This is a genomic window from Arthrobacter sp. P1_H7, assembly GCF_056405215.1.
Genome location: NZ_JBFUCO010000008.1, coordinates 41,582 through 62,122 on the forward strand (window position 1 = coordinate 41,582; position 20,541 = coordinate 62,122).

A 20,541-nucleotide genomic window follows, 5' to 3' on the forward strand; every position below is an offset into this window, starting at 1 on the left:
GCTCCTTCCGCCCGATAACTACGCCTATTCTCACATGTCCCCATTGTTAACGAGGACGCGGTTTCCTTGTGCCCACACAGTGTAGAGGTCCGCGAGTATTGCTGAATTCGCTGCTTCGAGTTCTGCCGGAGCGATTTCGGCGCTTCCCTGCCGACCGAACAGCACGACTTCGTCTCCCGGGGAGACGTTCGCTATATCGGTGACGTCGATAACCATCGAATTCATCGAACCGACATCGACAATGGCAGCGCGACGGCCACGGACAAGTACGCCGCCCTGGCTGGCCAACGCACGCCGGTAGCCGTCTCCATACCCTGCTGTCACTGACGCCAGCCTGGAGTCGCGGTCCAGGGTGTGGGTTAGCCCGTAGCCGACCTTCGTTCCTGTGATGTAGCTGTTAACAGACGCGATCCGGGCTTTGAAGGCCAGGCACCGCCGGAACTGCCCCGATGCCGGTTCTGAATCGCCGTAGAGGACTGCCCCAGCACGGACCATGTCCAGCCACGAGCCGCGCACGTTCAGCGCGGCGTAGGAATTGGCGCAGTGAAGAAGCACCTCCTCCCGGGGAACTCCTGTCAGTTGGAGCAGCGCCAACGCCTGGCTTTGAAAACGCACAATAGCCGTTTCGATGTGACTGTTGTCGTCCTGGGGAAAATGCGTCATGATCCCGGCCAGTCGAAGTCCCGGGTGGCTCACGAGCGCTACCGCGGACGCCCGCCCAAGTGCGGATGAGACGTCGAGGCTGTGCCTGCTGATCCCGGAAGAGTTGATATCGAGGTGGATTCGCACCACTTTCCCGGCCTCGGCAGCGATCGTGTGCATCTCCCATGCGCTCTGCGGGTCGGCAACGAGCTCTTCGATGTCGTGACGCAGGCCGGCCTTGATCTCCTGCGGCGCCGCGGCACGGACACGCAGGATCCGGCCCTCAAAACCGCAGCGGCGTGCGATGGCCGCCTCTTCGTTACTTCCCACTCCCACGAAGGGGACGCCGAGACGAACAAGGGAAGGGAGTAAGAGGTCAGCTCCATGTCCGTAAGCCTGGGACTTGACCACGGCGCACAGGAGAGACCGGCCATCGATCATGGACAGGAGGTTCCGGACGTTTGACTCGAAAGCGGCGGCGTCAATCTCCAGCCAACTGCCGGCCTCCTGGGCCGAACTGCGCATTTGTTGCATCAGGTCTTGTGAACTCATGGCTATATCCGTTGGACTGCTTCACGGCCGGGAACGAAAGTCCCGGCCGTGAAGCTGAGTAGGCGGTTGTTGATGATGGCCTTAGGACAACTGGCTTTCGCGCGCCTTGCGTCCGTACTTGAAGTAGAAGAAGGCATAGCAGGCGCCAACAAAAGAGACTCCGAAATAGAGGGCTGCTACCTGGTTCGGGTCGTAGGCGATGCCGATGAGCGAAATAAGGCAGAGCGAGAAGGCCAGGATCGGCACCAGCGGGAACAGCGGCGCTTTGTACGGAAGGGCAGCAACATCGCCGCCCTTCCTGACGAAGGACCTCCTGTGGAAAAAGTGCGAGGCGGTGATGGACATCCAGACCCCGACGACGGCGAAGCCTGCCACCGAAACGAGCGCCAGGTAGACCGTTTCGGGTGCGACGACGCTGCTGATGAGAGATGCCAGGCCTCCGAGCATGCTGACTGACAGCGCGATCATGGGGATCCCGCGTCGGGTCAGTTTCTTTAGCGCCCGCGGCGCGTGCCCCTCGTCGGCAAGGGAGTAAAGCATCCGTGCGCAGGAGAAGAGACCGCTGTTTCCGGCGGAGAGGAGTGCGGTGATGATGACGAAATTCATGATGTCGGCGGCAAAAGGAATGCCTATGGATGAGAAGACCGTCACGAACGGGCTTTCATCCAGTCCGACCTGCTCGAAGGGGATGGTCGCGGCGATGACGGCGATTGCCCCGACGAAGAAGATCAGCAGGCGGATGACTGTGCTGCGCATCGCTTTCGGGATGCTGGTGGCAGGGTCGGCTGTTTCGCCTGCCGCCACGCCGATGAGTTCAGAGCCTGAGAAGGCGTAGAAGACGGCCAGAGCAGTGACGAGGACGCCGGCGAAGCCGTTCGGGAAGAGGCCGCCGGATGTGTTGAAGTTCTCCAGCATGAACGGGTGGTTGGCCCCCTCGCTAAGCGGGTGAACTCCGAAGAGCGCCGCGCCGCCGAGAACGATGAGGACCACGATGGCGCCGACCTTGACGATGGCAAACCAGAACTCAGACTCGCCGAAGAACTTCGAGGAAATGGCGTTGAAGCCGAAGAGGACCGAGGCGAAGATGACGCACCAGACCCAGACCTCGACCCCGGGGAACCAGCGCTGCATCAGGAGGCCTGAGGCAGTGAACTCCGATCCGATGGCCACTGCCCAACAGAGCCAGTAGAGCCAGGCCGTGACGAAGCCGGTGGCCGGCCCGATCGACCTCGCAGCATAAATGTGGAAGGCGCCTGAGACCGGATACGCGATGGCAAGTTCGCCGAGGCAGGCCATTACCAAGTACACAACGAAGGCACCGATGAGATAAGCGATGACGGCCCCGAGTGGCCCGGCCTGGGAAATGGTGTAGCCCGAGCTAAGGAACAGCCCGGAACCGATCACCCCACCCATGGCGATCATGACCAGATGCCGTGCCCCCATGGACCGCCGGAGCCCGGAATCGGTTGACGGGGGAATCGTGGGCTGTGGTTCCAGCTGGACAGGTGTTGACGGTTCCATGGTTTCTCCCAGGTGAGTGGACAGGTCTGATGCGAAAGGTGCGCATATCGTCCCGGTTGGCGGGACGGGCCGCCTCGGACTGTGCAATGGCGGTAGTGATGAAAGTAACACGAAAACGAGATTTTGGTCATTAAAAACATTTCATCATGCATATGTTGCACTTAGTTACATCCGGGCGTCGATGACATATCGGCAGGCACATGGTCACTTCGCCCTGTTTTTCGGTCACAATCACATGCACTGACGGACATGGAATGCGGTGAGCATTGGAAGACCGATGTAACTGATTGAAGGAGCACCATGACCACCTACGACATTGCGCTGATCGGCTTCGGCGGCGTCAACCGGACACTGGCCGAACTGATCGCAACACGCGGCGAGACACTGCATACCGAGCTGGGCTTCGGCCTGCGGGTCGTGGCCATCACCGACCTGCGCCTCGGCTCCCTGGTCCAGGCCGAGGGCATCGACCTTTCCATCCCCCTCAATCTGGGTGGTGGGGGCGAAACCTTCGCCGAATACGGCGGATCCGCGGACACCAATAACGAATCCGTTATCCGCAACTGCACCGCTGACATCATCTGCGAGGCCACGTTCACGAATCCCGACGACGGCGAGCCGGCAGTCTCGCACGTGCGATGGGCGCTCGAATCCGGCAAGAGCGTCTGCACCACGAACAAAGGCCCCGTTGCCCTCCGTGGCGCTGAGCTGACCTCCCTGGCCGAACAGAACGGCGTGCACTTCGAGTTCGAGGGTGCCGTTATGAGCGGCACTCCCGTCATCCGCCTGGCCAAGAAGATGTTCGCGGGGCTGAAGCTGAAGGGTTTCGAAGGCATTCTCAACGGCACCAGCAACTATGTGCTCGGGCGGATGGAAGCCGGGCTGGGCCTCGAGGCGGCCATCGGCGAGGCGCAGGAACTCGGTTATGCCGAAGCAAACCCCTCAGCAGACATTGAGGGCTACGACGTTCAGCTCAAGGTCCTCATCCTCGCCAACGAACTGCTCGACGCAGGCATGGAACTCCAGGACGTTCAGCGGCAGGGGATTTCAGCTGTGACGCCGGAGAATATCCGGAAGGCAGCCCGCGAGGGACGCCGATGGAAGCTCGTCGGTGCTGCACGGCGGAACCTGGACGGGTCAGTGACAGCAGGCGTATCCCCCGTAGCACTCCCCCTCGACCACGGGCTGGCCGGCATTTCAGGCGCAACCAATGCCGTGTCCTTCGACACCGACCTTCTGGGCGCAGTAACTGTCTCAGGACCGGGAGCCGGCCGCGTGGAAACCGCTTACGCCCTGCTCTCCGACATCATCGCCTTGCACGCCGTCCGGACGGGAGCAGCTGCAAATGCTTGAATCCACACTGTATTCGACGGAAACCGTGCTGCCGCAGTTCCGAGACGTCAGGAGCCCCTACGACGGCAGGGTGGTCGGCGCGGTTTCGCTGACCGAAGCCACCGCCGGCGAAGCCGTGATTGAAACAGCCCGCATCGGCGCCCGGAAAGCACGGGCGCTGTCCCGCAATGCCCGCGGGAGGATACTCGACGGCGCCGCAACAGAGATCGAGCAGCGCCACGAGGAGTTCGCGCAAACGATTGTGTCTGAGGCCGGGAAAACGATCCGCCAGGCCCGGAAGGAAGTACTGCGGGCGGTCAACACGCTCCGCCTCTCCGCTGCCGAAGCGCGCCGAAACGCCGGCGAAGTCATCCCCTTTGACTCGTACGAGGGCTCAGAGGACCGGACCGGGTGGTACTCCCGCGAACCCTTGGGCATCATTGCCGCGATCACTCCGTTCAACGACCCCCTCAACCTGGTAGCTCACAAGATCGGCCCGGCCATCGCCGGAGGAAACGCCGTGATCCTCAAACCCTCGGCCCTTACTCCGCTGTCAGCCCAGCTGCTCACGGACGCCCTCGTCAGCTCCGGGCTCCCGCCGGAGACCCTCACGATTGTTCACGGCGACCGGGAAGTGGCCGAGTCAATCATCAGGTCCCGGGACGTACGAATGGTGTCCTTCACCGGGGGGTTCTCCACGGGTGAGAGTATCGCCCGCACCGCAGGTCTGAAGAAGCTTTCGATGGATCTCGGTGGAAACGCACCCGTGATCGTCCTGGACGATGCCGACATCGAGAACGCGGTGGAATCCTGCGTCTCCGGAGCGTTTTGGGCCGCCGGACAGAACTGCGTGGGGGTGCAGCGGATCCTCGTAGCCGCCCCGGTGTACAGCGCGTTCCGCCGGCGCTTCCTGGAGGAAACGGCGCGGTTGGTTGCCGGAGATCCATCGGATGAACGGACGGATGTCGGGCCCATGATCAGCCCCGCCGCCATGCAGGAGCTCCAGACGAAGCTGGACGGGGCCCTCGGTGCCGGCGCTGTCCTGCTCTCAGGCAATGTCAAGGACGGAAATGTGCTTCAGCCGACCGTTCTGGAAGCCGTCCCGGCGGACAGCAGGCTGTGGAAGGAGGAGGTTTTCGGGCCGGTGGTGATGCTTCATAAATTCACCACCTTCGAAGAGGCCATCGACGTCGCCAACGCCATCGAGTTCAGTCTCCATGCGGGCATATTCACCGACTCCCTGGCCAGGGCCATGGATGCGGCCCGCAAGCTCGAAGCAGGCGGCGTCATGATTAACGATTCCTCTGACTACCGGTTCGACGGCATGCCGTTCGGTGGGGCCAAGTACGGGAGCATGGGCCGGGAGGGCGTCCATTTCGCGTATGAGGAGATGACGCAGCCAAAGGTCATTTGCATCAAGAACTGATCGACCTGGAGGGCGCGACCGGGCCCTGCGCCCTCCAGTTCCTCCGAGCAAGCGGCACTCAACAACGCCACCACCCACACTTCCACACAGAGGATGGAAAACCATGACCTGCCGCATTGAGACGGATTCGCTCGGGAGCGTTCCTGTACCAGCCACAGCCTATTGGGGAGCGCACACCGCCCGGGCCTTGGAAAACTTCACCATCAGCGGGATTCCCATCTCCCGCCACCCGCACCTGGTGCGTGCGCTGGCGATGATCAAGAACGCTGCGGCGCAGGCCAACTGCGAACTGGGCATCCTTGACCCGCGGGAGGCGACAGCCATCCGCGAAGCGTGCCAGGAAATCCAGGACGGACATCTCCACGAACAGTTCTGTGTGGACGTCATTCAGGGCGGTGCCGGAACGAGCACGAACATGAATGCCAACGAGGTGATCGCGAATCTTGCGCTGGAAAAACTGGGCCACCGCCGCGGTGACTACCAGCACCTGCACCCCATTGATCACGTTAACCGGTGCCAATCCACCAATGACACCTATCCCACGGCGATCAAACTGGCACTGATTTTCGCCACCGCAGAGCTCCACCGCGAGTTGGGCAAGCTCGCCGAATCCGCCCGCAGCAAAGGTGCTGAATTCGCCGATGTGGTGAAGATGGGCAGGACACAGCTTCAGGACGCCGTCCCGATGACCCTTGGGCAGGAGTTCAATGCCTTCGCCGCGACGCTGGAAGAAGACCGCTCCAGGCTGATGGAATCCACAGCGCTGCTGCTCGAGTGCAGCCTGGGCGCCACCGCCATCGGGACCGGCATCACCGCCGAGCCGGGGTATCAGCAACGCGTGCTTCTGGCGCTCTCCGAGGTCTCCGGCGTCCCGGTCGTTCCCGCCGCCGACCTCATCGAAGCGACGTCCGACGTTGGTGTTTTCATGCACTTGTCGGGCATGCTGAAGCGCACGGCCATAAAGCTGTCCAAAATCAGCAGCGACCTACGGCTGCTGTCGAGCGGTCCACAGAACGGCTTCGGCGAGATTATCCTGCCCCCACGCCAGGCCGGGTCATCAATCATGCCGGGAAAGGTCAACCCTGTCATCCCGGAGGCCATGAATCAGATCGCCTTCGCAGTTGCCGGAGCTGACACAACAGTCACGATGGCTGCAGACAACGGACAACTCCAACTCAATGCCTTCGAACCTGTCATTGCCCATTTCCTTCTTCAAAGCATTTCATGGCTCGAAAAAGGATCGCACGCCCTTCGTCGATACTGCATGGAGGGTATCGAAGCGAACACCGGACACCTCGCCCGCCAGACGTCAGTCTCGGTGGGTCTCGCAACGGCCCTAATACCGACCATCGGGTATGCCGCAGCAGCAGCTGTGGCAAAGGAAGCCCTTCAGGACGGGTCAACCATTCTGGACGTCGTCACCAGAAGGAAGCTCTTGGACCGGGAGGCAGCCCAGTCGCTTCTTGAATCCGCCGTGCTGCCAGTCAGGAGTACGGACATATGCGGGGTCTGATCACTTCACTCCGTGGTCCGGGCACCTCCGGCGCCCCGCCTGATGTAACTGGAGAGCGTCATGGCCGTCACCGTGTCCGTGACTCCGGGAATGGCCGCGATCTGCTCCCAGATCTCCTGAACCCTCTCCAGCGACCGGGCCTCGACCCTCACCAGGAGGTCAAAGTCACCGCTCACGACGTCGCACAGAACCACTTCGGGAATTGACCGTAAAACGGAGATGACATCAGCCCCCCGCACCCGGTCCTTTCTGTAAACCATCAGGAAAGCGGACACCGGGCCCTGGCCCGGTGGGCCGGCAACAATCGTGTACCCCTGGATATACCCCTGCCGCTCCATCCGTTCGATCCGCTGGCGCACAGCATTCCGCGACAGGAGGACTTTGGTCGCCAGCTCTGCGTGGCTCATGCGGGCGTTCTTCGTGAGCTCCGCAAGAATCCTCTGATCTATCTGATCAAGACTCACTCGATCCATGCCTACCCTTCACCGCGATAATCCCCCGGGTACAACCGGAACGGAACCAAACTTCAAGACCGAAAGACCTCGAAAAGAATGACACACCTGCACCAAGCCCCGTCCGCTCTCGCTGGCATAAGCTGCATCCTGTTCGACATGGACGGAACGCTTTTGGACTCAGCACCCGGCGTTACAGCAAGCGCTGCCCAGGCCTTGGCCGCTGTAGGCGCACCGGTCCCATCAATGGACACACTGCGCCGATTCGTCGGACCACCGATGATCGAGTCCTTCAGAACCGTCTCACAACTGGACGAAAAAACCGCCCAAAAGGCCCTCCAACACTACCGCAAGGCATACGCCGAGCACGGCGCCGAACAGTCCAGCCCATACGACGGGATCATCGATCTACTAGAACGCCTACATTCGGCCGGCATTCCGATGGCCGTAGCCACGTCCAAGGTTGAAGATCAAGCAATAAGACTGGCACAAATGTTCGGAATTGATTGCCACTTCATCAATGTATGCGGAGCGTCAGATACCGAGGGAAGAGCGAGCAAGGCAGACGTCATCGCCGAATTGCTGCTTCGGCTCAATTCCACAGGCGTAGACATCTCCAGTCCCGCAATGGTCGGAGACCGAAGCTACGACGTCGCGGGAGCAGCTAACCACGGAATCCCCACAATATTCGCACTCTGGGGATACGGGGAGGCCGAGGAAGCCTCGCAGGCCGCCGCCGTTGCTCCCTCCCCTGCGGCCCTTCTGCCACTGATCCTGGATAACCGCCGCCGCTCAGCAGCGCAGCATCCCTCGTGCGACGAGTCCACGAATGCGACCATCGCTACTCATTGAGGGCCCGCATTCTCCGCCGGTACCACCGCTGTTCAAAGATGATGAACAACCCCAGAACAGCGATGTTGACGCCACAAATGACCACCGCAGTCGCCCGCCGCTGGGCCGATTCGTAGGTAGGATGCCCCAATGAAAGCACTCCCTGTGTTCCTCGCAGTCGCCATCGCCGCTGCCTTGTCCGGCTGCTCCGTCAGGGCGAACGAAGCCCCGTGCCGGAATTTCGAAACCGCTTACAACTCGGTCGACCTGGAGGCCAAGGCAGGCGCCAGCGGAGGCGCGTACGGCGCCGCCCTCAAGCTTCTGGCCGACAAGACGGAACCGGACGCACAGAATGTGGCGTTGGGCGAGGTCCGGAAGCACATGATGGAAGTCGTGATCGAACAGGGCAGGTATGCCGACGCCGGGACCAGTCGCGCCAACGGCGACTACACCGTCTCCGATGTGCGCGCGGAGCTCAAGGACTCCTTCGTCGGCGTAGCCAAGGCCTGCAGTGACTCCGGCTACCCGATCTCACTCAAGCTGGACCACCCCACCACCTGACGCGGGAAGCCGAGCCGAGACAGCGCCCGCCCGTTACGGACATCATCAGCATCGCCTGACCTGGGCGCGCCGCCACCAAGCCGGGGCATTTTCCGCAAGGCCTGACGGGGAATACGTAGCTCCGGTGTCAGTTGACGCCGTGATGGTGTCGCTAACGACGTCGATGTAGTTGTTAATGGCGTCGCGGTTGCGGGTGAGGCAGTCGGTGCGTTGCGTCATCCGGTCCCGCTGCTCCCCCTCTTCACCACCGGACCTTGTCGCGGGAATGCCCGGGCGTGGACCCGGGCCAGGACCTCGACTCCGAGGCCCCCAGCGGCCCCGCACGCCACGGCCGCGAGCAACAACCCGCCGGGTGGACGGGAAAGCAGGAAGAATTCCTGCACGAGCGGGAGGTTGAACGAGACCAGCAGGGAGGCGCTCATGGCCAACACCACAGCCAGGCGCGCCGCGTTGAGGGGGCGCGACACGGCCGAGAGGATCCACAGTCCGACCATGGACAGCGTCAGCACAGAGGCGCTGCTGACTTGTTCGGACGTGGCCGTGCCGGTCAGCGGCGCGAATGCGTTCAGTGTGAGCAGGGAAGCCGTGACGATCAGTCCGGCGGGGACGGAGAACCAGAGGGACCGGCGCAGGAATCCGGGCTGATAGCGGCGCGGGTTCGGCATGAGCGCCAAGAAGAAGGCCGGGATTCCGATCGTCAGGCCGTCCGTGAAGGATAGCTGGCGGGGAAGAAACGGAAACGTCCACTGCAGGAGCCCGAAGGTCACCGCGATGGCGGTCGCATAGACCGTTTTGCTGAGGAAGAGGCTGGAGACCCGCTCAATATTGGCGATGACCTGCCGGCCCTCAGCGAGGACTCCGGGAAGCCGGCCGAAGCGGCCGTCGAGCAATACCAGGCGCGCGACTGCCTTGGTGGCGGGCGCCGCGGAGTCCATGGCGATGCCAAGGTCGGCGCTCTTGAGCGCGAGGGCGTCGTTGACGCCGTCGCCGGTCATGGCCACAGTATGTCCCCGGCGCTGGAGCGCCTCGACCATCGCCCTCTTCTGGGCTGGCGTCACTCGGCCAAACACCATGTTTGATTCCATCACCTCCTCCAGATGCAGCGGGTCCTCCGGCAGTGAGCGTGCGTCAAAGCCCTCCGTGACCTCCAGGCCAACCCTGCGGGCAATGGCGGCAACGGTGCGGGGATCGTCGCCGGAAATGATCTTCAACCCGACCCCTTCGGTCCGGAAGAACTTGAGGGTCTGCCGCGCATCGGAGCGCGGCTGTTCCCGGAAGGTCAGCAGCGCCACAGGGTGGAGCGACGCCGGCAGTTGCTCCACCTTCCCATTGGCTGGCAACTGATCCGCGCCGGCCAGGAGCAGGGTCCGCAGCCCTGATGCGGCCAGTTCGCCGGCCTGGCGCAAGACGTCGCTCTGGCGCGGTACTGCGCCGTCGGGCGCCGGGATCGACGGCTCCAGACGTGCGGCTGCGTCGTCGCCCTGCACAAGCATCATTTCCGGTGCTCCGAGAATCCAGGTGCGCGCACCGCGGGCGCTCCCGTTGAAGCTGACTCCGCTCCACTTCCGGGCGGAGGAGAACGGCACGGACCGGACGGGTTGAAGGCCGCCGTCATCCTCAAAGGCCGTGCTCAGGCAGCGTGCCGTGGCGTTTGCTTCGGGTTCGGCGCCAAACCATGCGAGGGCCTGCTCCCATCCCGGTTGCGGCGCCAGCGGGTGAACCGCGTCGAAGACCAGCCCTCCTTCTGTGAGAGTGCCGGTCTTGTCCATGCACAGTACGTCCACGCGTGCCAGTCCCTCGACAGCCGCGAGTTCCTGGATCAGTACGTTGTGTTTAGCCAGCCGGAGTCCGCCCACGGCGAAGGCCACGCTCGTCAGCAGCACTAGTCCCAGTGGGACTATCGCGATCATGCTGGCAATGAGTCCCACGAGCGCGGGGGTCCAGGCACCGGTGGAAATGGCGGTCTGCCAGCCGCCGCGCGCCTGGATCTCGCCGTTGAGCACGAGGAGGGCCACGGGCAGCAGGATCCAGGCGATCCAGCGCATTACACGGTTGAGGCTGTTGCGGATCTCGGAGTTCACCAGTGAGAAGCGTCGCGCATCTGCCGTCAGCCGGCTCGCGAACGACGCCGATCCGACCCGGACAACCTGGGCGTAGCCGTGGCCGGCCACGACGATCGATCCGGAGAGTACTTCCGTCCCCGCATCCTTGCCCACCGGGTCTGCTTCGCCCGTGAGGAGCGATTCGTCCACCTCCAGGCCGGACGACTCCAGTACGGCAGCGTCGGCAGTGATCTGATCCCCGGCCCGCAACGCCAGGAGGTCATCTTTTACGACGTCGGCCGTGGCGATGTCGTGGATCTGACCCTCGCGCAACACCCGCGCGAGCGGGGCGTTGAGGACAGCCAGCCGGTCCAAGGACTTCTTCGCCCTGTATTCCTCGACGACGCCGATCACGGCATTGCTGACAGCGGCGAGGCCGAACAGGGCATCCTGCCATTGCCCCAGGAGCAACAGCAGCAGGAAGCTCGTGCCGACGATTGCGTTGAAGAGCGTGAAGACGTTGGCCCGGAAGATCTGCCACAGGCTCCGGCTAGTGGTGTCCGGCACGCGGTTGGTAAGCCCGCGCTCGACCCGCGTAGCCACCTCCCCCTGCGACAGCCCCTTGGCGGCCGCCTGGCGCCTGGCGGCCGGCCGGCGTTTGGCGGCCGGGGACGCACGCCGATGCAGAAAGGCTCGTCTCCTGCGCCGGCGGTATGCCTTCACCCTCCGATGGTATCCGCCGTAGTGCCACAATGTGACGCACTGCGGCTTTCATCAACTCCGCGGTGGAATTCCCGCAGGAATCTCAATGATGTTGTCAACGGATGCTGGTGTGCCGTTATGGCGCGCCGGCCGGTGGCGTCGTCGGCCGGCCGGAGTGAGGGCCGGCGGCAACCCATCGGACCGTCGTTGGAGGGAGCGTTCCTACGTCGTTCACCGCTGCTCGAAGCCAGTCAAGTCAGGTTCAAGTTTGGTACGGCGGCACTGCCAGGCACCTAGGCCGGCGCGCTTGGAGAACGGAGAAGACCATGCAGGACGAACACGTTGATAAAAACATCAAGGGAATGGATGATCTCGACTTCGACGGTTTGAACAAGGCCGACTGGAGCGGCATGTTCGCCCATCACCACACTGACGACGTTCTCGTGGACTGGAAGGGCCAGGAACCCACTCGTGAGTCGAGGAGCCTATAGATGCGGTGAAGGCCTACGTCGAATCCGTTGGGGGGCGCACCGCCCCAGATCACTTCCGACCCGATCGCCTTCGGATCCGGTGAGTGGACCTGTGTCATCGGCGAGTTCGTGGACGCAAGCCGCATGGTGACAGCCGCGAAGTGGCGTGACGGAGCGATCGCCGAAGAGTATATCTGGGCCTAGATCCTTCCTTCAGCCGGAAGCCACTCACTCGGTGGGTGCGCCGTCCGACGCTTTGCCATACCTAAAATTTCTAGGCTTGGTGTGCACAGAAAACGAGTTTTGTGCACAACTATGTCCCTGAAACCCTGCTGACCCACGGAAACACGTGCCCTAGGTGGGACTCGAACCGGGCTCCAGCCCTTGAATATCCGCCACTCCCCAAGAACCTCCGCAATCCGGCCCAGTCCGGCACCAATACCACCCGATCCGACGCCCAGGGTGTGTGGCTGCAACCTCGAACACTCACTGCAGGCTTGGGATCGTCGACAGATCAGGGCCGACCTCTGCTACTTCAAACTCGGCTGCTTGACCGTCGCATCGTTGTATCCGGCGCGTTCTTCCGGGGCCCGGGTGCCGTCATCTTCGTAGTGTGTCGCGTTTGCGATGTCGCGGCCGGCGATGTAGCCGAACGTCAAGGCCGGGCCGAGGTTGATCCCGCCGGCGGGGTAGTGCCCACCCATGACTGAGGCCTGATCGTTGCCCGCGACGTAAAGACCAGTGATGGGCTGGCCATCGTTGTCCAGTACACGGGAGCGTGAATCGGCGGCAAGCCCCGCGAAGGTACCGAACGATCCCGGGACAATCCTGACGGCGTAGAACGGTCCCTTTTGCAGGGGCCGCAGCGAGGGGTTGGGGGTGTTCTTAGGGTCGCCGCCGTAGCGATTGAATTCGCTGGCCCCCCGATCGAAGACGGGGTCGATGCCCTTCCGCGCGTTGCGGTTGAAGTCAGCGACCGTCGCGGCGAGTCCCTGCGGATCAATCCCGCAGGCTGCCGCCAATTCCTCAAGGGTCTTGCCCTTCTTGAGGTACCCCGAGCGCAGGTACGGGAAGAGCGGCACCGGCAGCGGCTTGGCCATCCCCAAGGGGAACTTACGGACGAACTCCGCGTCGGCGATCTGCCATGCCTCCACTGATTCCCCTTCTGGAGTGGCGTTCAGGAGGCCTTCGACATAGTCGTAATAGCCATTGGCCTCGTTGACGAACCGCCCGCCGTCCCGGCGCACTCCGATGCTGCCGGGCTTGGCCCGGTCCATAATGTGCGGGAAGATTCCGGTGCGTCCATTGCGGTACGGGACCAGGGAGACCGGGCACCAAGCGGCCGGGGAGGCCACCTCCGTCTCGAAGCGGGCTCCTACGGCTTGGGCCATTGTGATCCCGTCGCCCGTGGTCTCTGCCGGTGCCAGGGTCCAGTGCTCCCGGCCGGTGGGGGTTTTGGGAAACAGCTCCTTACGGCGTGAGACGTCGTTGGGGAACCCTCCGGCGGCCAGGACGACGCCGCGGGAGGCGTTGATCCGCAGCTCACCGTCCGGGGAATTGACGACGGCGCCCGTCACCTTCCCGGACTCGTCTGTCAACAGGTGCCTGGCAGGCGTGGAGACGCGGATCTCCACCCCGAGATCATCGGCGGACTTCAGCAACCTGCCGGTGAGGGCGGTCCCGTTGACCAGCTGCATGTTGCGCCTGTGGGTAATGAGGTCCAAGACATGGAATCCAACCCGCCAGCCGGCGTGGAAGATGCCCTTGATGTTCCCTTGGGAAGCGGAGAGGAATTTGGTCAGGTCCGGTCCTGCCATGATGCCCATCCCCAGGAACGAGGTTTCGTAGAGCTGGTGGCGCATCTTGGCACGGAGCTCAGGCTTGATCTTGCGGGCGTTGAACGGCTTGGGACCCACTGAACGATGGCCGGTGCCCGCGCCGGGAGTACTGCCGTAGATGTCCTTGATCTTGGTTCCCGGCACAAACTGGAGGCTGGTCTTGTCCTGGAAGAAGCCGACCATATGCGGGACCGCCTCAAGAAATGCCTCCACCCTGTCTACTTGGTAGTTTGGGCCGAGCCGGTGGCGAAGATAGGTGCGGAACAGTTCGCGGTCCTCGTTGACGCCATCGGCTTTGGCCAGCGGGTTGCCAGGGGCCCAGGCCCACCCGCCCGACCAAGACGTGGCACCTCCGCAGACGTCGGCCTTTTCAACAACCACTACCTTCAGTCCGTGATATGCGGCGGTCACGGCGGAGGACAGACCACCCGCACCGGAGCCGACTACCAGGACATCGCAGTCCAGGCTCGGGAGGGCAGATGAAGGATTTGCTGGTGCAGTCATGTTCAGTGCTTTCTCAGTGGAAGTAGGAGTCGGAGTCCAGGCGCGGCGGCGCACCGGTTTCGAGTGCATCAATTGCAGCCATTTGCTGCTGGGTCAGGGCGAAACCGAAGACGTTCAGGTTCTCGCGTTGGCGTTGGTTGTCTGCGGACTTCGGCACCGCCACGCGGCCATGCTGCACGTGCCAGCGGAGGACTATCTGCGCCGGCGTCTTGCCGAGCTCCCTGGCAGGGTCCCGGACAGCCGCCCGCTCCAGGAAACTCCCGTTGCGGCCCAAAGGGCTGTAGGCGGCAGTGACTATTCCGTGTTCGCGATGGTAGGCCAGCTGGGCCGGTTGGCCGTGCTCTGGGTCAACCTGCACCTGGTTCAGCAGGACGGCCAAGCTGGCGTCCTGAACGGCCCGCAGGTGTGCCGGTTTGAAGTTTGAGACGCCCCAGGCTCTGATGGAGCCGTCCTCCACGAGGTCCTGCAGCCCTTCGCAGGCTTCAACGAATCGCCCCTGGGCGGGGTTGGGCCAGTGAGCCAGGAACAGGTCCAGATAGTCGGTTCCGAGCCGCCGCACCGCCTGGCCGAAGGCATCCCGCACTCCGCTCCGGCTGTGCCACTGGGTGTTGAACTTAGTGGTGAGGAACAGGTCCCCGCGGTCGATGCCGCTGCGGCGGATGCCCTCCCCCACGGCGGCCTCGTTGGCGTAGTTCTCGGCCGTATCGATGTGCCGGTAGCCGTTGTATATTGCTTGGTTCACCGTCGCGGCGGCGTCCTCACCCGTCAGGGGCCAGGTTCCCAGGCCGATGAGCGGTATGCGCACGTCCGGCGCGAGTACCGTCGTAGTGGTCTCTGCAGTGGTGCCGCTCATTTCGCCCCTGCCGTGTCAAGATTTCCGCTTAGCTGCGTGCTGTCGGCCTGCGTCAGCACGGCGTCCACGCCTGATTTGAGCAGGCGCGCCCAGCCGAGCTCGCCCAGTTCCGCCACCCGCCGGTCCGAGGGTGCCTCCGCACTGACCGGAAGGCTGGCCGGAAGTGCGGCAACCGCCGCCACGAGGCCGAACTCGCCCTCGCCGGGAACGCCCCGCTCCGAGCGGGATTCGATGACGAGCTCCTCGCGGCTGCCTGGCCGTTCCGCCGGGCCGTCGCACAACTGCAGGAGCGGCACGAGGTCTGTGTTGGCGCGCAGCTCCTCCCACTGGGCAGCGGCGCCCTGACCGTTGTAGCGGTTGAAGTGCAGGGTGTCCACCACGATCCGGCAGCCGGCCTGGCGGGCGATGTCCGCGGCCTGGGCGATCGAGGCGACGGGCTGGTAGGAGATCGCTTCCAGAGTGGGGGTGATCCCGAATCCGCGGCCGTCCTCGGTCATCCGGGCCAGCGTGCCGATCAGTCGGGCGCTGTCGGGGTCGGCACCGGCCACGGTGAGGGAGCTTGCCCCCAGGGCCTGGCCCGCTTCCATCATGCGCAGCCATGCTTCGCGCTGGTCGCTGCCGTCGAGCAGCAGGAATTCGATATCCCGGACGGTCACTCCGGTGTCCTGCATCCTGGACAATGTGTCGCGGAGCATCGGTGAGCCTGGCTGGAGGTTGTAAGGCCGTTCCGTGGGCGTCACTGGGCGCACCCGGGCGCCGATGAAATCAAAGCCTGCCTGGGCGGCGATTCCCACCAATTCAGGCGGGGCGGTGTTCAGCAGGGACAGCTGGGCCAGGCCGATGGGCCTGTGTGCGGTTCCGGTCATGATTGTGCTCCGTTCAGGCACAGTTCGTTGTGTGGGGTCGCGCCTGCCGTCAGGAGAGAGGCGATCCGCTGTGCTGCGTCGTAGCGGAGGGTTCGTGGGGTGCGGCCGTTGCGGCCCAGTGTCAGGGGGCGGGCGGCGTAGCGTGTGTTCTGTTCCATGGCTGTTCCTTAGCCGACAATCTGTGCGAGGGGTCGTGTGCTTTCAGGCAGCGGGGCGAAGCGGACTGGAAGACCTGTACGGGATGACTCGTAGACCGCCAGCAATATGCGTAGGGCTTTCGTAGCGTCTTGGCCGGTGACCGCCGGTTCACCGCCGCCGCGCATACTCCGGACAAAATCGCGGACTTGGGCGGTGTGGTGCGGGATGAGCTGGCCGTTGATCGTGGTGAGGCTGACGTTCGGGTCAACTCCTTCAGGGTAGACGGGCTCGGTGCTGATGGTCCCGGCCGCGGCCCACAGGTCCACGCGCCCGTCGCTGCCTTCCGGGAATTCGGTCACGGAAGCGGAGGCTCCGGTTTCCCCCGTGACCCGGATCTGCACGCCCAGACTCGGGGACACCGCCGTCGACGCTTCGAGGGTGGCCATGGCGCCGGAGGTGAACGTGATGACGGCGGTCGCCGAGTCTTCCACTTCGATGTGCTCGCCGTGCTTGTAAGTGTTGATTTTCCCGTAGACCTCGGCCACGTCTCCCATGAACCACTGCAGCAGGTCGATGTAGTGGATGGCCTGGGTCATCAGCACTCCGCCGCCGTCGTTGGCCCAGGTCCCGCGCCAGGCGTCGCGGGAGTAGTACTCCGGTTCGCGGTGCAGCATCACCGAGCACTGGCCCATGATCGGCCGGCCCAGGGTGCCGTCGTCGATCGCTATGCGGATGCGCTGGGCGGCCGGCCAGAACCGGCGCTGGAAGAGAACACCGAGTTTCACGCCGGCGTCGTCGCAGGCCTGGACCATGCGCTCTGCGGATGCCAGGTCAGTGGCGATGGGCTTTTCGCAGAGCACGTGGACTCCTGCGGCGGCGGCCTGGAGCACCACGTCCTCGTGGGCGGGGTGCGGGGTGCAGACAGAGATGATGTCGAGATCCAGCCCTAGGAGCCCCTGGATGGTGTCGAGGGCTGCAGGGATTTCCCAGGCTTCGGCGGTGTCCTTGGCGCGCTGGAGGTCGATGTCGCAGACACCCACAATGACGGTGTCGTCAAGGGCGCGGAAAGCCTCGAGGTGGTTCCGGGAGATCGCCCCGCAGCCTGCGATTCCGATGCGAAGGGGGCGGGCGGTGACAGGTGATGGGGTGGTCATCAACGGGTGCCATCTTTCTGGTGCTGGTAGGAAAGTGTGGTGCGGTCCGGCAGAGGCCGGTGCGGGGCTAGTAGGTGGCCCGGCCGCCCGACAGGTCGAAGACGGAGCCGGTGGTGTAGGAGGCCGCCGGTGAAACGATGAATTCGATGAGGGCGGCCGCTTCGGCGGGCGTCCCGAACCTGCCCATGGGGATCTTGGCGGCCTGGGCCGCCTGCTGTTCTTTCGGCACTTCAGCGAAGAGCGGGGTCACCACGTTGCCCGGGGCGAGGGCGTTGACGGTGACGCCGGAAAGCGCGAACTCCTTGGCGAGTGACTTGACCAAGCCGAGGATCCCGGCCTTGCTGGCTGAGTAGGCGGGCATGTTGACTACGCCTTCCTTGCCCGCCGTCGAGGAGATATGGAGCAGCCGCCCGTAGCCTGCTTCGGCCATCCGCGGCAGGACAGCCTGCGAGAGAATGAACGCTCCCGTCAGGTTGATCTTCATGATGCGTTCGAAGTCTTCGACTGAGGTGGCGGCTGCCGGGGCCACCGGTCCCAGGATGCCGGCGCAGTTCACAACCGCGTCGAGCCCTCCCATCTCCAACGCCGCTGCGGAGACGGCCGCCGCAACCGATGCGGGATCGGTGACGTCCATGGCGAGTGATGAGGTGCCCGGTTCGGCGGGCCAGGTGGCCGAGGGCAGGTCCGCCCCTACCACCGCGGCGCCGGACGCCCGGAGGCGTGCCGCCGTCGCAAACCCGATGCCGCTGGCTGCCCCGACCACCAGGCAGCGTGACTCGGCGATGGTGCTCGGTGCCTGGGAATCCATAGCTAGCTGACCGCCTGTCGAAACGCGGCCAGCATGCGCTCGGCATCTGCGGGGATTCCGGTGAAGAGCTCGAAGGCGGCGGCGGCCTGACCCACCACCATGCGTCCGCCGTCGAGGACGGCGCAGCCCTTGCCGCGGGCTGCCTTGATCAGTTCGGTTTCGAGCGGCCGGTAGATCACGTCCGCTACCCACAGCCCGGAGTGGAGCAGGTCGGGATCCACGGGCATACCGGGGTGACCCGTCATGCCGATCGGCGTTGAGTTAACCAACCCGTCGGCGTCCCGGATGCGTCCGGCGACGGCATCGATCCGGGTCACTGACAGCTGGCTGCCCGGAAAGTGCGCGGCGAGCCGGGCTGCCAGGGCCTCCGCCCGGGCCGGTTCGATGTCGGCGATGACCAGGTGCCGGGTTCCGGTGCTGAGTAGCCCAAAGGCCACTGCCGCGCCGGCTCCGCCCGCACCAATCTGCACCACGGAGTCCGTCGAGGCCGACGGAAGGCCGGCCTTGAGGCCTTCGGTGAAACCGGTGTGGTCCGTGTTGTGGCCCACGGCCTTGCCGTCGTGGAAGGTGATGGTGTTGACGGCACCAAGGATCCGGGCTTCTGGCGAAAGTTCGTCCACGCCGTCCTGGACCAGTTGCTTGCTCGGGTGGGTGACGTTCAGGCCGTCGAAGCCGAGATCGGCCGCATGCCGCACCAGCGCCGCGGACCTTTCGGCAGGTTGTCCGATAGCGTCAAGATCGATGACGCGGTACGTGTAGGCGAGACCAAGCCTATCGGCCTCGCCTTCGTGCAGGCCCGGGGTGAGGGATCCGCGGATGCCGGAACCGAGCAAGCCCACCAAGAAGCGATGGCTGACATCGGCTTCCCCCGGGCGGAACGCCAGGGTGCCCGCCAGGGTTTGCTGGCTCATGCCCGTACCTTCTGGGCAACTGCGCCGGAAGCGTCTTCCGGGGTGATGGACGACGCCGCGTGGCGCCGTACGTCGGATTTTTTCAGTCCCAGCAGGGCGGTCGGAGTCTTGAACGTCTCGGGTGCCAGCAGTGCTGCGACGGCGGAGATGGCGCAGGCCACGGCGGCGAATGCTGCAACCGGAACCCAGTTGGCTTTGTCGCCACCGATCAGCAGCTCGGAAATGACCGGTGCGAATCCTGCCAGGAGGAGTCCGAACATGAGGCTGATGGCCATACCGGAGTAGCGGACCTTGACCGGGAACTGCTCCGGGAAGTAGGCGGGGTAGATGGAGTTCGACCCGGTGTATGCAACGCCGATCAGAAGGATGCCGGTCACAAAGATCAGCGGCACATTCGCCGCCGACAGGGCAGAGAAGAACACGAAGATCATGCCCATCTGCAGCACCAGCCCGGTGACGAAGACGGGTTTGCGGCCGATCCGGTCCGCGAGGATGCCCGCCAGTGGGCCCATAGCCACCGCGGCGAGGTTGGCCACGGCGATCACTGTCAGCATCAGGCCCTTTTCGACGCCGACGACGGACGTGGCATAGGACAGCGCGAAGACGTTGATGATGGTATTGATGATGGTAAACAGCGACATGGCAGTGACACGGATAACGGTGACCCAGTGGTGCCGGAACAGGGTAACGAGAGGAACCTTGACCACTTCGTCGTGCGCTTTGACCTCCGCAAATACCGGGGGCTCTTCCAGCAGGCGCCGGAGCACAAAGGCGATGACGGTCACCACTGCACTGGCCAAGAAGGGGATACGCCAGCCCCAGGCAAGCAGCTGGTCCTCGGGCATGGATGCCACGGGAATGAACACCAGCGTGGAGAGCACGATGCCGAACATGATGCCGCTCATCGTCCAGCTGGTGTAGAAGGCGCGCTTCCTCTCAGGTGCGTGCTCAAGGGTGAGGGAGCTTGACCCCGGCGATTCGCCGCCGGCGGAGAGCCCCTGCAGAAGCCGGAGAGCCACAATGAGGATTGGCGCTGCCATTCCAATGTCGTTGTACGTGGGCAGGCAACCGATCAGGAAGGTGGACGCGCCCATCAGCAGCAGAGTAATCAGCAGGACCTTCTTGCGGCCGAACTTGTCGCCGAGGTGTCCGCAGATCACTGCCCCCAGCGGACGGGCGATGTACGCGACGCCAACTGTTGCAAAGGACAACAGCATCGCGGAAGGACCGGGGGCGAAGAACAGCTTGCCGAAAATCAGCGCCGCCGCCGAGCCGAAGATAAAGAAGTCGTAGTACTCAAGTGCGCTGCCCACGAACCCCGAAACGGCTGCGATCTTCGCATTGTTCTTGGGGCGTGCTGGCGCCGATGTCGACACTGACATGGTGTTCCCTTCAGGTAACGGCACCGTCTCGGGGGGCTCCTCG

At 63.9% G+C, this 20,541-nt stretch carries 19 protein-coding genes; 6 read left to right on the plus strand and 13 right to left on the minus strand.

Going from position 1 to position 20,541, the window contains the following annotated elements:
- Window positions 1-30 precede the first annotated feature (30 nt).
- On the minus strand, window positions 31-1,194 hold the full coding sequence (gene alr / locus AC1DXI_RS09975) for an alanine racemase (RefSeq protein ID WP_476938464.1): 1,164 nt from the start codon (window positions 1,192-1,194) through the stop codon (window positions 31-33).
- Window positions 1,195-1,275: 81 nt separating this feature from the next.
- Window positions 1,276-2,715 (minus strand): amino acid permease, encoded by a 1,440-nt coding sequence (locus tag AC1DXI_RS09980; RefSeq protein WP_476938465.1) that lies wholly within the window; start codon window positions 2,713-2,715, stop codon window positions 1,276-1,278.
- Between the two features lie 300 nt (window positions 2,716-3,015).
- Here AC1DXI_RS09980 and AC1DXI_RS09985 point away from each other — a divergent pair, with 300 nt between their 5' ends.
- The 3 genes from AC1DXI_RS09985 to AC1DXI_RS09995 all read left to right on the plus strand — a co-directional run bounded on the left by AC1DXI_RS09985 (window position 3,016) and on the right by AC1DXI_RS09995 (window position 6,986).
- Window positions 3,016-4,068: a homoserine dehydrogenase gene (locus AC1DXI_RS09985; RefSeq protein ID WP_476938466.1), complete on the plus strand. Its 1,053-nt coding sequence runs from the start codon at window positions 3,016-3,018 to the stop codon at window positions 4,066-4,068.
- Window positions 4,061-5,473, plus strand: a complete 1,413-nt coding sequence (locus tag AC1DXI_RS09990; RefSeq protein WP_476938467.1) for an aldehyde dehydrogenase family protein — start codon at window positions 4,061-4,063, stop codon at window positions 5,471-5,473. The genes AC1DXI_RS09985 and AC1DXI_RS09990 overlap by 8 nt, the downstream gene beginning before the upstream one ends.
- A gap of 103 nt (window positions 5,474-5,576) precedes the next feature.
- On the plus strand, window positions 5,577-6,986 hold the full coding sequence (locus tag AC1DXI_RS09995; RefSeq protein WP_476938468.1) for an aspartate ammonia-lyase: 1,410 nt from the start codon (window positions 5,577-5,579) through the stop codon (window positions 6,984-6,986).
- 5 nt (window positions 6,987-6,991) lie between these two features.
- Here AC1DXI_RS09995 and AC1DXI_RS10000 read toward each other — a convergent pair whose 3' ends face one another.
- A complete protein-coding gene (locus AC1DXI_RS10000) occupies window positions 6,992-7,459 on the minus strand; it encodes an Lrp/AsnC family transcriptional regulator (protein WP_476938469.1) in 468 nt (155 codons plus the stop codon).
- A 138-nt stretch (window positions 7,460-7,597) separates the two neighbouring features.
- Here AC1DXI_RS10000 and AC1DXI_RS10005 point away from each other — a divergent pair, with 138 nt between their 5' ends.
- Both AC1DXI_RS10005 and AC1DXI_RS10010 read left to right on the plus strand, forming a co-directional pair.
- Window positions 7,598-8,290, plus strand: a complete 693-nt coding sequence (locus AC1DXI_RS10005; protein ID WP_476938470.1) for an HAD hydrolase-like protein — start codon at window positions 7,598-7,600, stop codon at window positions 8,288-8,290.
- Between the two features lie 129 nt (window positions 8,291-8,419).
- Window positions 8,420-8,830, plus strand: coding sequence for a hypothetical protein (locus AC1DXI_RS10010; protein ID WP_476938471.1), 411 nt, complete (start codon window positions 8,420-8,422; stop codon window positions 8,828-8,830).
- A 45-nt stretch (window positions 8,831-8,875) separates the two neighbouring features.
- Here the strand turns inward: AC1DXI_RS10010 and AC1DXI_RS10015 are convergent, their stop codons facing one another.
- Window positions 8,876-9,049, minus strand: a complete 174-nt coding sequence (locus AC1DXI_RS10015; RefSeq protein ID WP_476938472.1) for a hypothetical protein — start codon at window positions 9,047-9,049, stop codon at window positions 8,876-8,878.
- Window positions 9,046-11,439 (minus strand): HAD-IC family P-type ATPase, encoded by a 2,394-nt coding sequence (locus AC1DXI_RS10020; RefSeq protein ID WP_476938473.1) that lies wholly within the window; start codon window positions 11,437-11,439, stop codon window positions 9,046-9,048. Before AC1DXI_RS10020 ends, AC1DXI_RS10015 begins: the two co-directional genes overlap by 4 nt.
- Before the next feature lie 461 nt (window positions 11,440-11,900).
- Here AC1DXI_RS10020 and AC1DXI_RS10025 point away from each other — a divergent pair, with 461 nt between their 5' ends.
- Complete coding sequence (locus tag AC1DXI_RS10025; protein WP_476938474.1) at window positions 11,901-12,065, plus strand: hypothetical protein; 165 nt, start codon at window positions 11,901-11,903, stop codon at window positions 12,063-12,065.
- Window positions 12,066-12,574: 509 nt separating this feature from the next.
- Here AC1DXI_RS10025 and AC1DXI_RS10030 read toward each other — a convergent pair.
- From AC1DXI_RS10030 to AC1DXI_RS10065, 8 genes are all read right to left on the minus strand, one after another.
- Window positions 12,575-14,386 carry an FAD-dependent oxidoreductase gene (locus tag AC1DXI_RS10030; RefSeq protein WP_476938475.1) on the minus strand — a complete coding sequence of 604 codons (1,812 nt, stop codon included), beginning with the start codon at window positions 14,384-14,386 and terminating at the stop codon, window positions 12,575-12,577.
- Between the two features lie 13 nt (window positions 14,387-14,399).
- Window positions 14,400-15,239: an aldo/keto reductase gene (locus AC1DXI_RS10035; RefSeq protein ID WP_476938476.1), complete on the minus strand. Its 840-nt coding sequence runs from the start codon at window positions 15,237-15,239 to the stop codon at window positions 14,400-14,402.
- Window positions 15,236-16,105, minus strand: coding sequence for a sugar phosphate isomerase/epimerase family protein (locus AC1DXI_RS10040; protein WP_354348798.1), 870 nt, complete (start codon window positions 16,103-16,105; stop codon window positions 15,236-15,238). The genes AC1DXI_RS10035 and AC1DXI_RS10040 overlap by 4 nt, the downstream gene beginning before the upstream one ends.
- A complete protein-coding gene (locus AC1DXI_RS10045) occupies window positions 16,102-16,263 on the minus strand; it encodes a hypothetical protein (protein ID WP_476938477.1) in 162 nt (53 codons plus the stop codon). Before AC1DXI_RS10045 ends, AC1DXI_RS10040 begins: the two co-directional genes overlap by 4 nt.
- A gap of 9 nt (window positions 16,264-16,272) precedes the next feature.
- The gene (locus tag AC1DXI_RS10050) at window positions 16,273-17,397 is read right to left on the minus strand and encodes a Gfo/Idh/MocA family protein (RefSeq protein ID WP_476938478.1); all 1,125 of its coding nucleotides are present in this window, start codon (window positions 17,395-17,397) and stop codon (window positions 16,273-16,275) included.
- Between the two features lie 67 nt (window positions 17,398-17,464).
- Window positions 17,465-18,205, minus strand: a complete 741-nt coding sequence (locus AC1DXI_RS10055) for an SDR family NAD(P)-dependent oxidoreductase (RefSeq protein WP_354348801.1) — start codon at window positions 18,203-18,205, stop codon at window positions 17,465-17,467.
- Between the two features lie 2 nt (window positions 18,206-18,207).
- A complete protein-coding gene (locus AC1DXI_RS10060) occupies window positions 18,208-19,116 on the minus strand; it encodes a shikimate dehydrogenase (protein WP_476938479.1) in 909 nt (302 codons plus the stop codon).
- The gene (locus AC1DXI_RS10065) at window positions 19,113-20,498 is read right to left on the minus strand and encodes an MFS transporter (protein WP_476938480.1); all 1,386 of its coding nucleotides are present in this window, start codon (window positions 20,496-20,498) and stop codon (window positions 19,113-19,115) included. The genes AC1DXI_RS10060 and AC1DXI_RS10065 overlap by 4 nt, the downstream gene beginning before the upstream one ends.
- Window positions 20,499-20,541: the final 43 nt, after the last annotated feature.

What these genes read in the sequence shown, in the direction of transcription:
- AC1DXI_RS09990 (WP_476938467.1), top strand. Translation starts at nt 4,061, where the DNA reads ATGCTTGAATCCACACTGTATTCGACGGAAACCGTGCTGCCGCAGTTC.
- AC1DXI_RS10045 (WP_476938477.1), bottom strand. Translation starts at nt 16,263, where the DNA reads ATGGAACAGAACACACGCTACGCCGCCCGCCCCCTGACACTGGGCCGC.
- AC1DXI_RS10030 (WP_476938475.1), bottom strand. Translation starts at nt 14,386, where the DNA reads ATGACTGCACCAGCAAATCCTTCATCTGCCCTCCCGAGCCTGGACTGC.
- AC1DXI_RS10035 (WP_476938476.1), bottom strand. Translation starts at nt 15,239, where the DNA reads ATGAGCGGCACCACTGCAGAGACCACTACGACGGTACTCGCGCCGGAC.
- AC1DXI_RS10015 (WP_476938472.1), bottom strand. Translation starts at nt 9,049, where the DNA reads ATGACGCAACGCACCGACTGCCTCACCCGCAACCGCGACGCCATTAAC.
- AC1DXI_RS09985 (WP_476938466.1), top strand. Translation starts at nt 3,016, where the DNA reads ATGACCACCTACGACATTGCGCTGATCGGCTTCGGCGGCGTCAACCGG.
- AC1DXI_RS10000 (WP_476938469.1), bottom strand. Translation starts at nt 7,459, where the DNA reads ATGGATCGAGTGAGTCTTGATCAGATAGATCAGAGGATTCTTGCGGAG.
- AC1DXI_RS10055 (WP_354348801.1), bottom strand. Translation starts at nt 18,205, where the DNA reads ATGGATTCCCAGGCACCGAGCACCATCGCCGAGTCACGCTGCCTGGTG.
- AC1DXI_RS10050 (WP_476938478.1), bottom strand. Translation starts at nt 17,397, where the DNA reads ATGACCACCCCATCACCTGTCACCGCCCGCCCCCTTCGCATCGGAATC.
- AC1DXI_RS10040 (WP_354348798.1), bottom strand. Translation starts at nt 16,105, where the DNA reads ATGACCGGAACCGCACACAGGCCCATCGGCCTGGCCCAGCTGTCCCTG.
- AC1DXI_RS09995 (WP_476938468.1), top strand. Translation starts at nt 5,577, where the DNA reads ATGACCTGCCGCATTGAGACGGATTCGCTCGGGAGCGTTCCTGTACCA.
- AC1DXI_RS10060 (WP_476938479.1), bottom strand. Translation starts at nt 19,116, where the DNA reads ATGAGCCAGCAAACCCTGGCGGGCACCCTGGCGTTCCGCCCGGGGGAA.
- AC1DXI_RS10010 (WP_476938471.1), top strand. Translation starts at nt 8,420, where the DNA reads ATGAAAGCACTCCCTGTGTTCCTCGCAGTCGCCATCGCCGCTGCCTTG.
- alr (WP_476938464.1), bottom strand. Translation starts at nt 1,194, where the DNA reads ATGAGTTCACAAGACCTGATGCAACAAATGCGCAGTTCGGCCCAGGAG.
- AC1DXI_RS10065 (WP_476938480.1), bottom strand. Translation starts at nt 20,498, where the DNA reads ATGTCAGTGTCGACATCGGCGCCAGCACGCCCCAAGAACAATGCGAAG.
- AC1DXI_RS10005 (WP_476938470.1), top strand. Translation starts at nt 7,598, where the DNA reads ATGGACGGAACGCTTTTGGACTCAGCACCCGGCGTTACAGCAAGCGCT.
- AC1DXI_RS09980 (WP_476938465.1), bottom strand. Translation starts at nt 2,715, where the DNA reads ATGGAACCGTCAACACCTGTCCAGCTGGAACCACAGCCCACGATTCCC.
- AC1DXI_RS10025 (WP_476938474.1), top strand. Translation starts at nt 11,901, where the DNA reads ATGCAGGACGAACACGTTGATAAAAACATCAAGGGAATGGATGATCTC.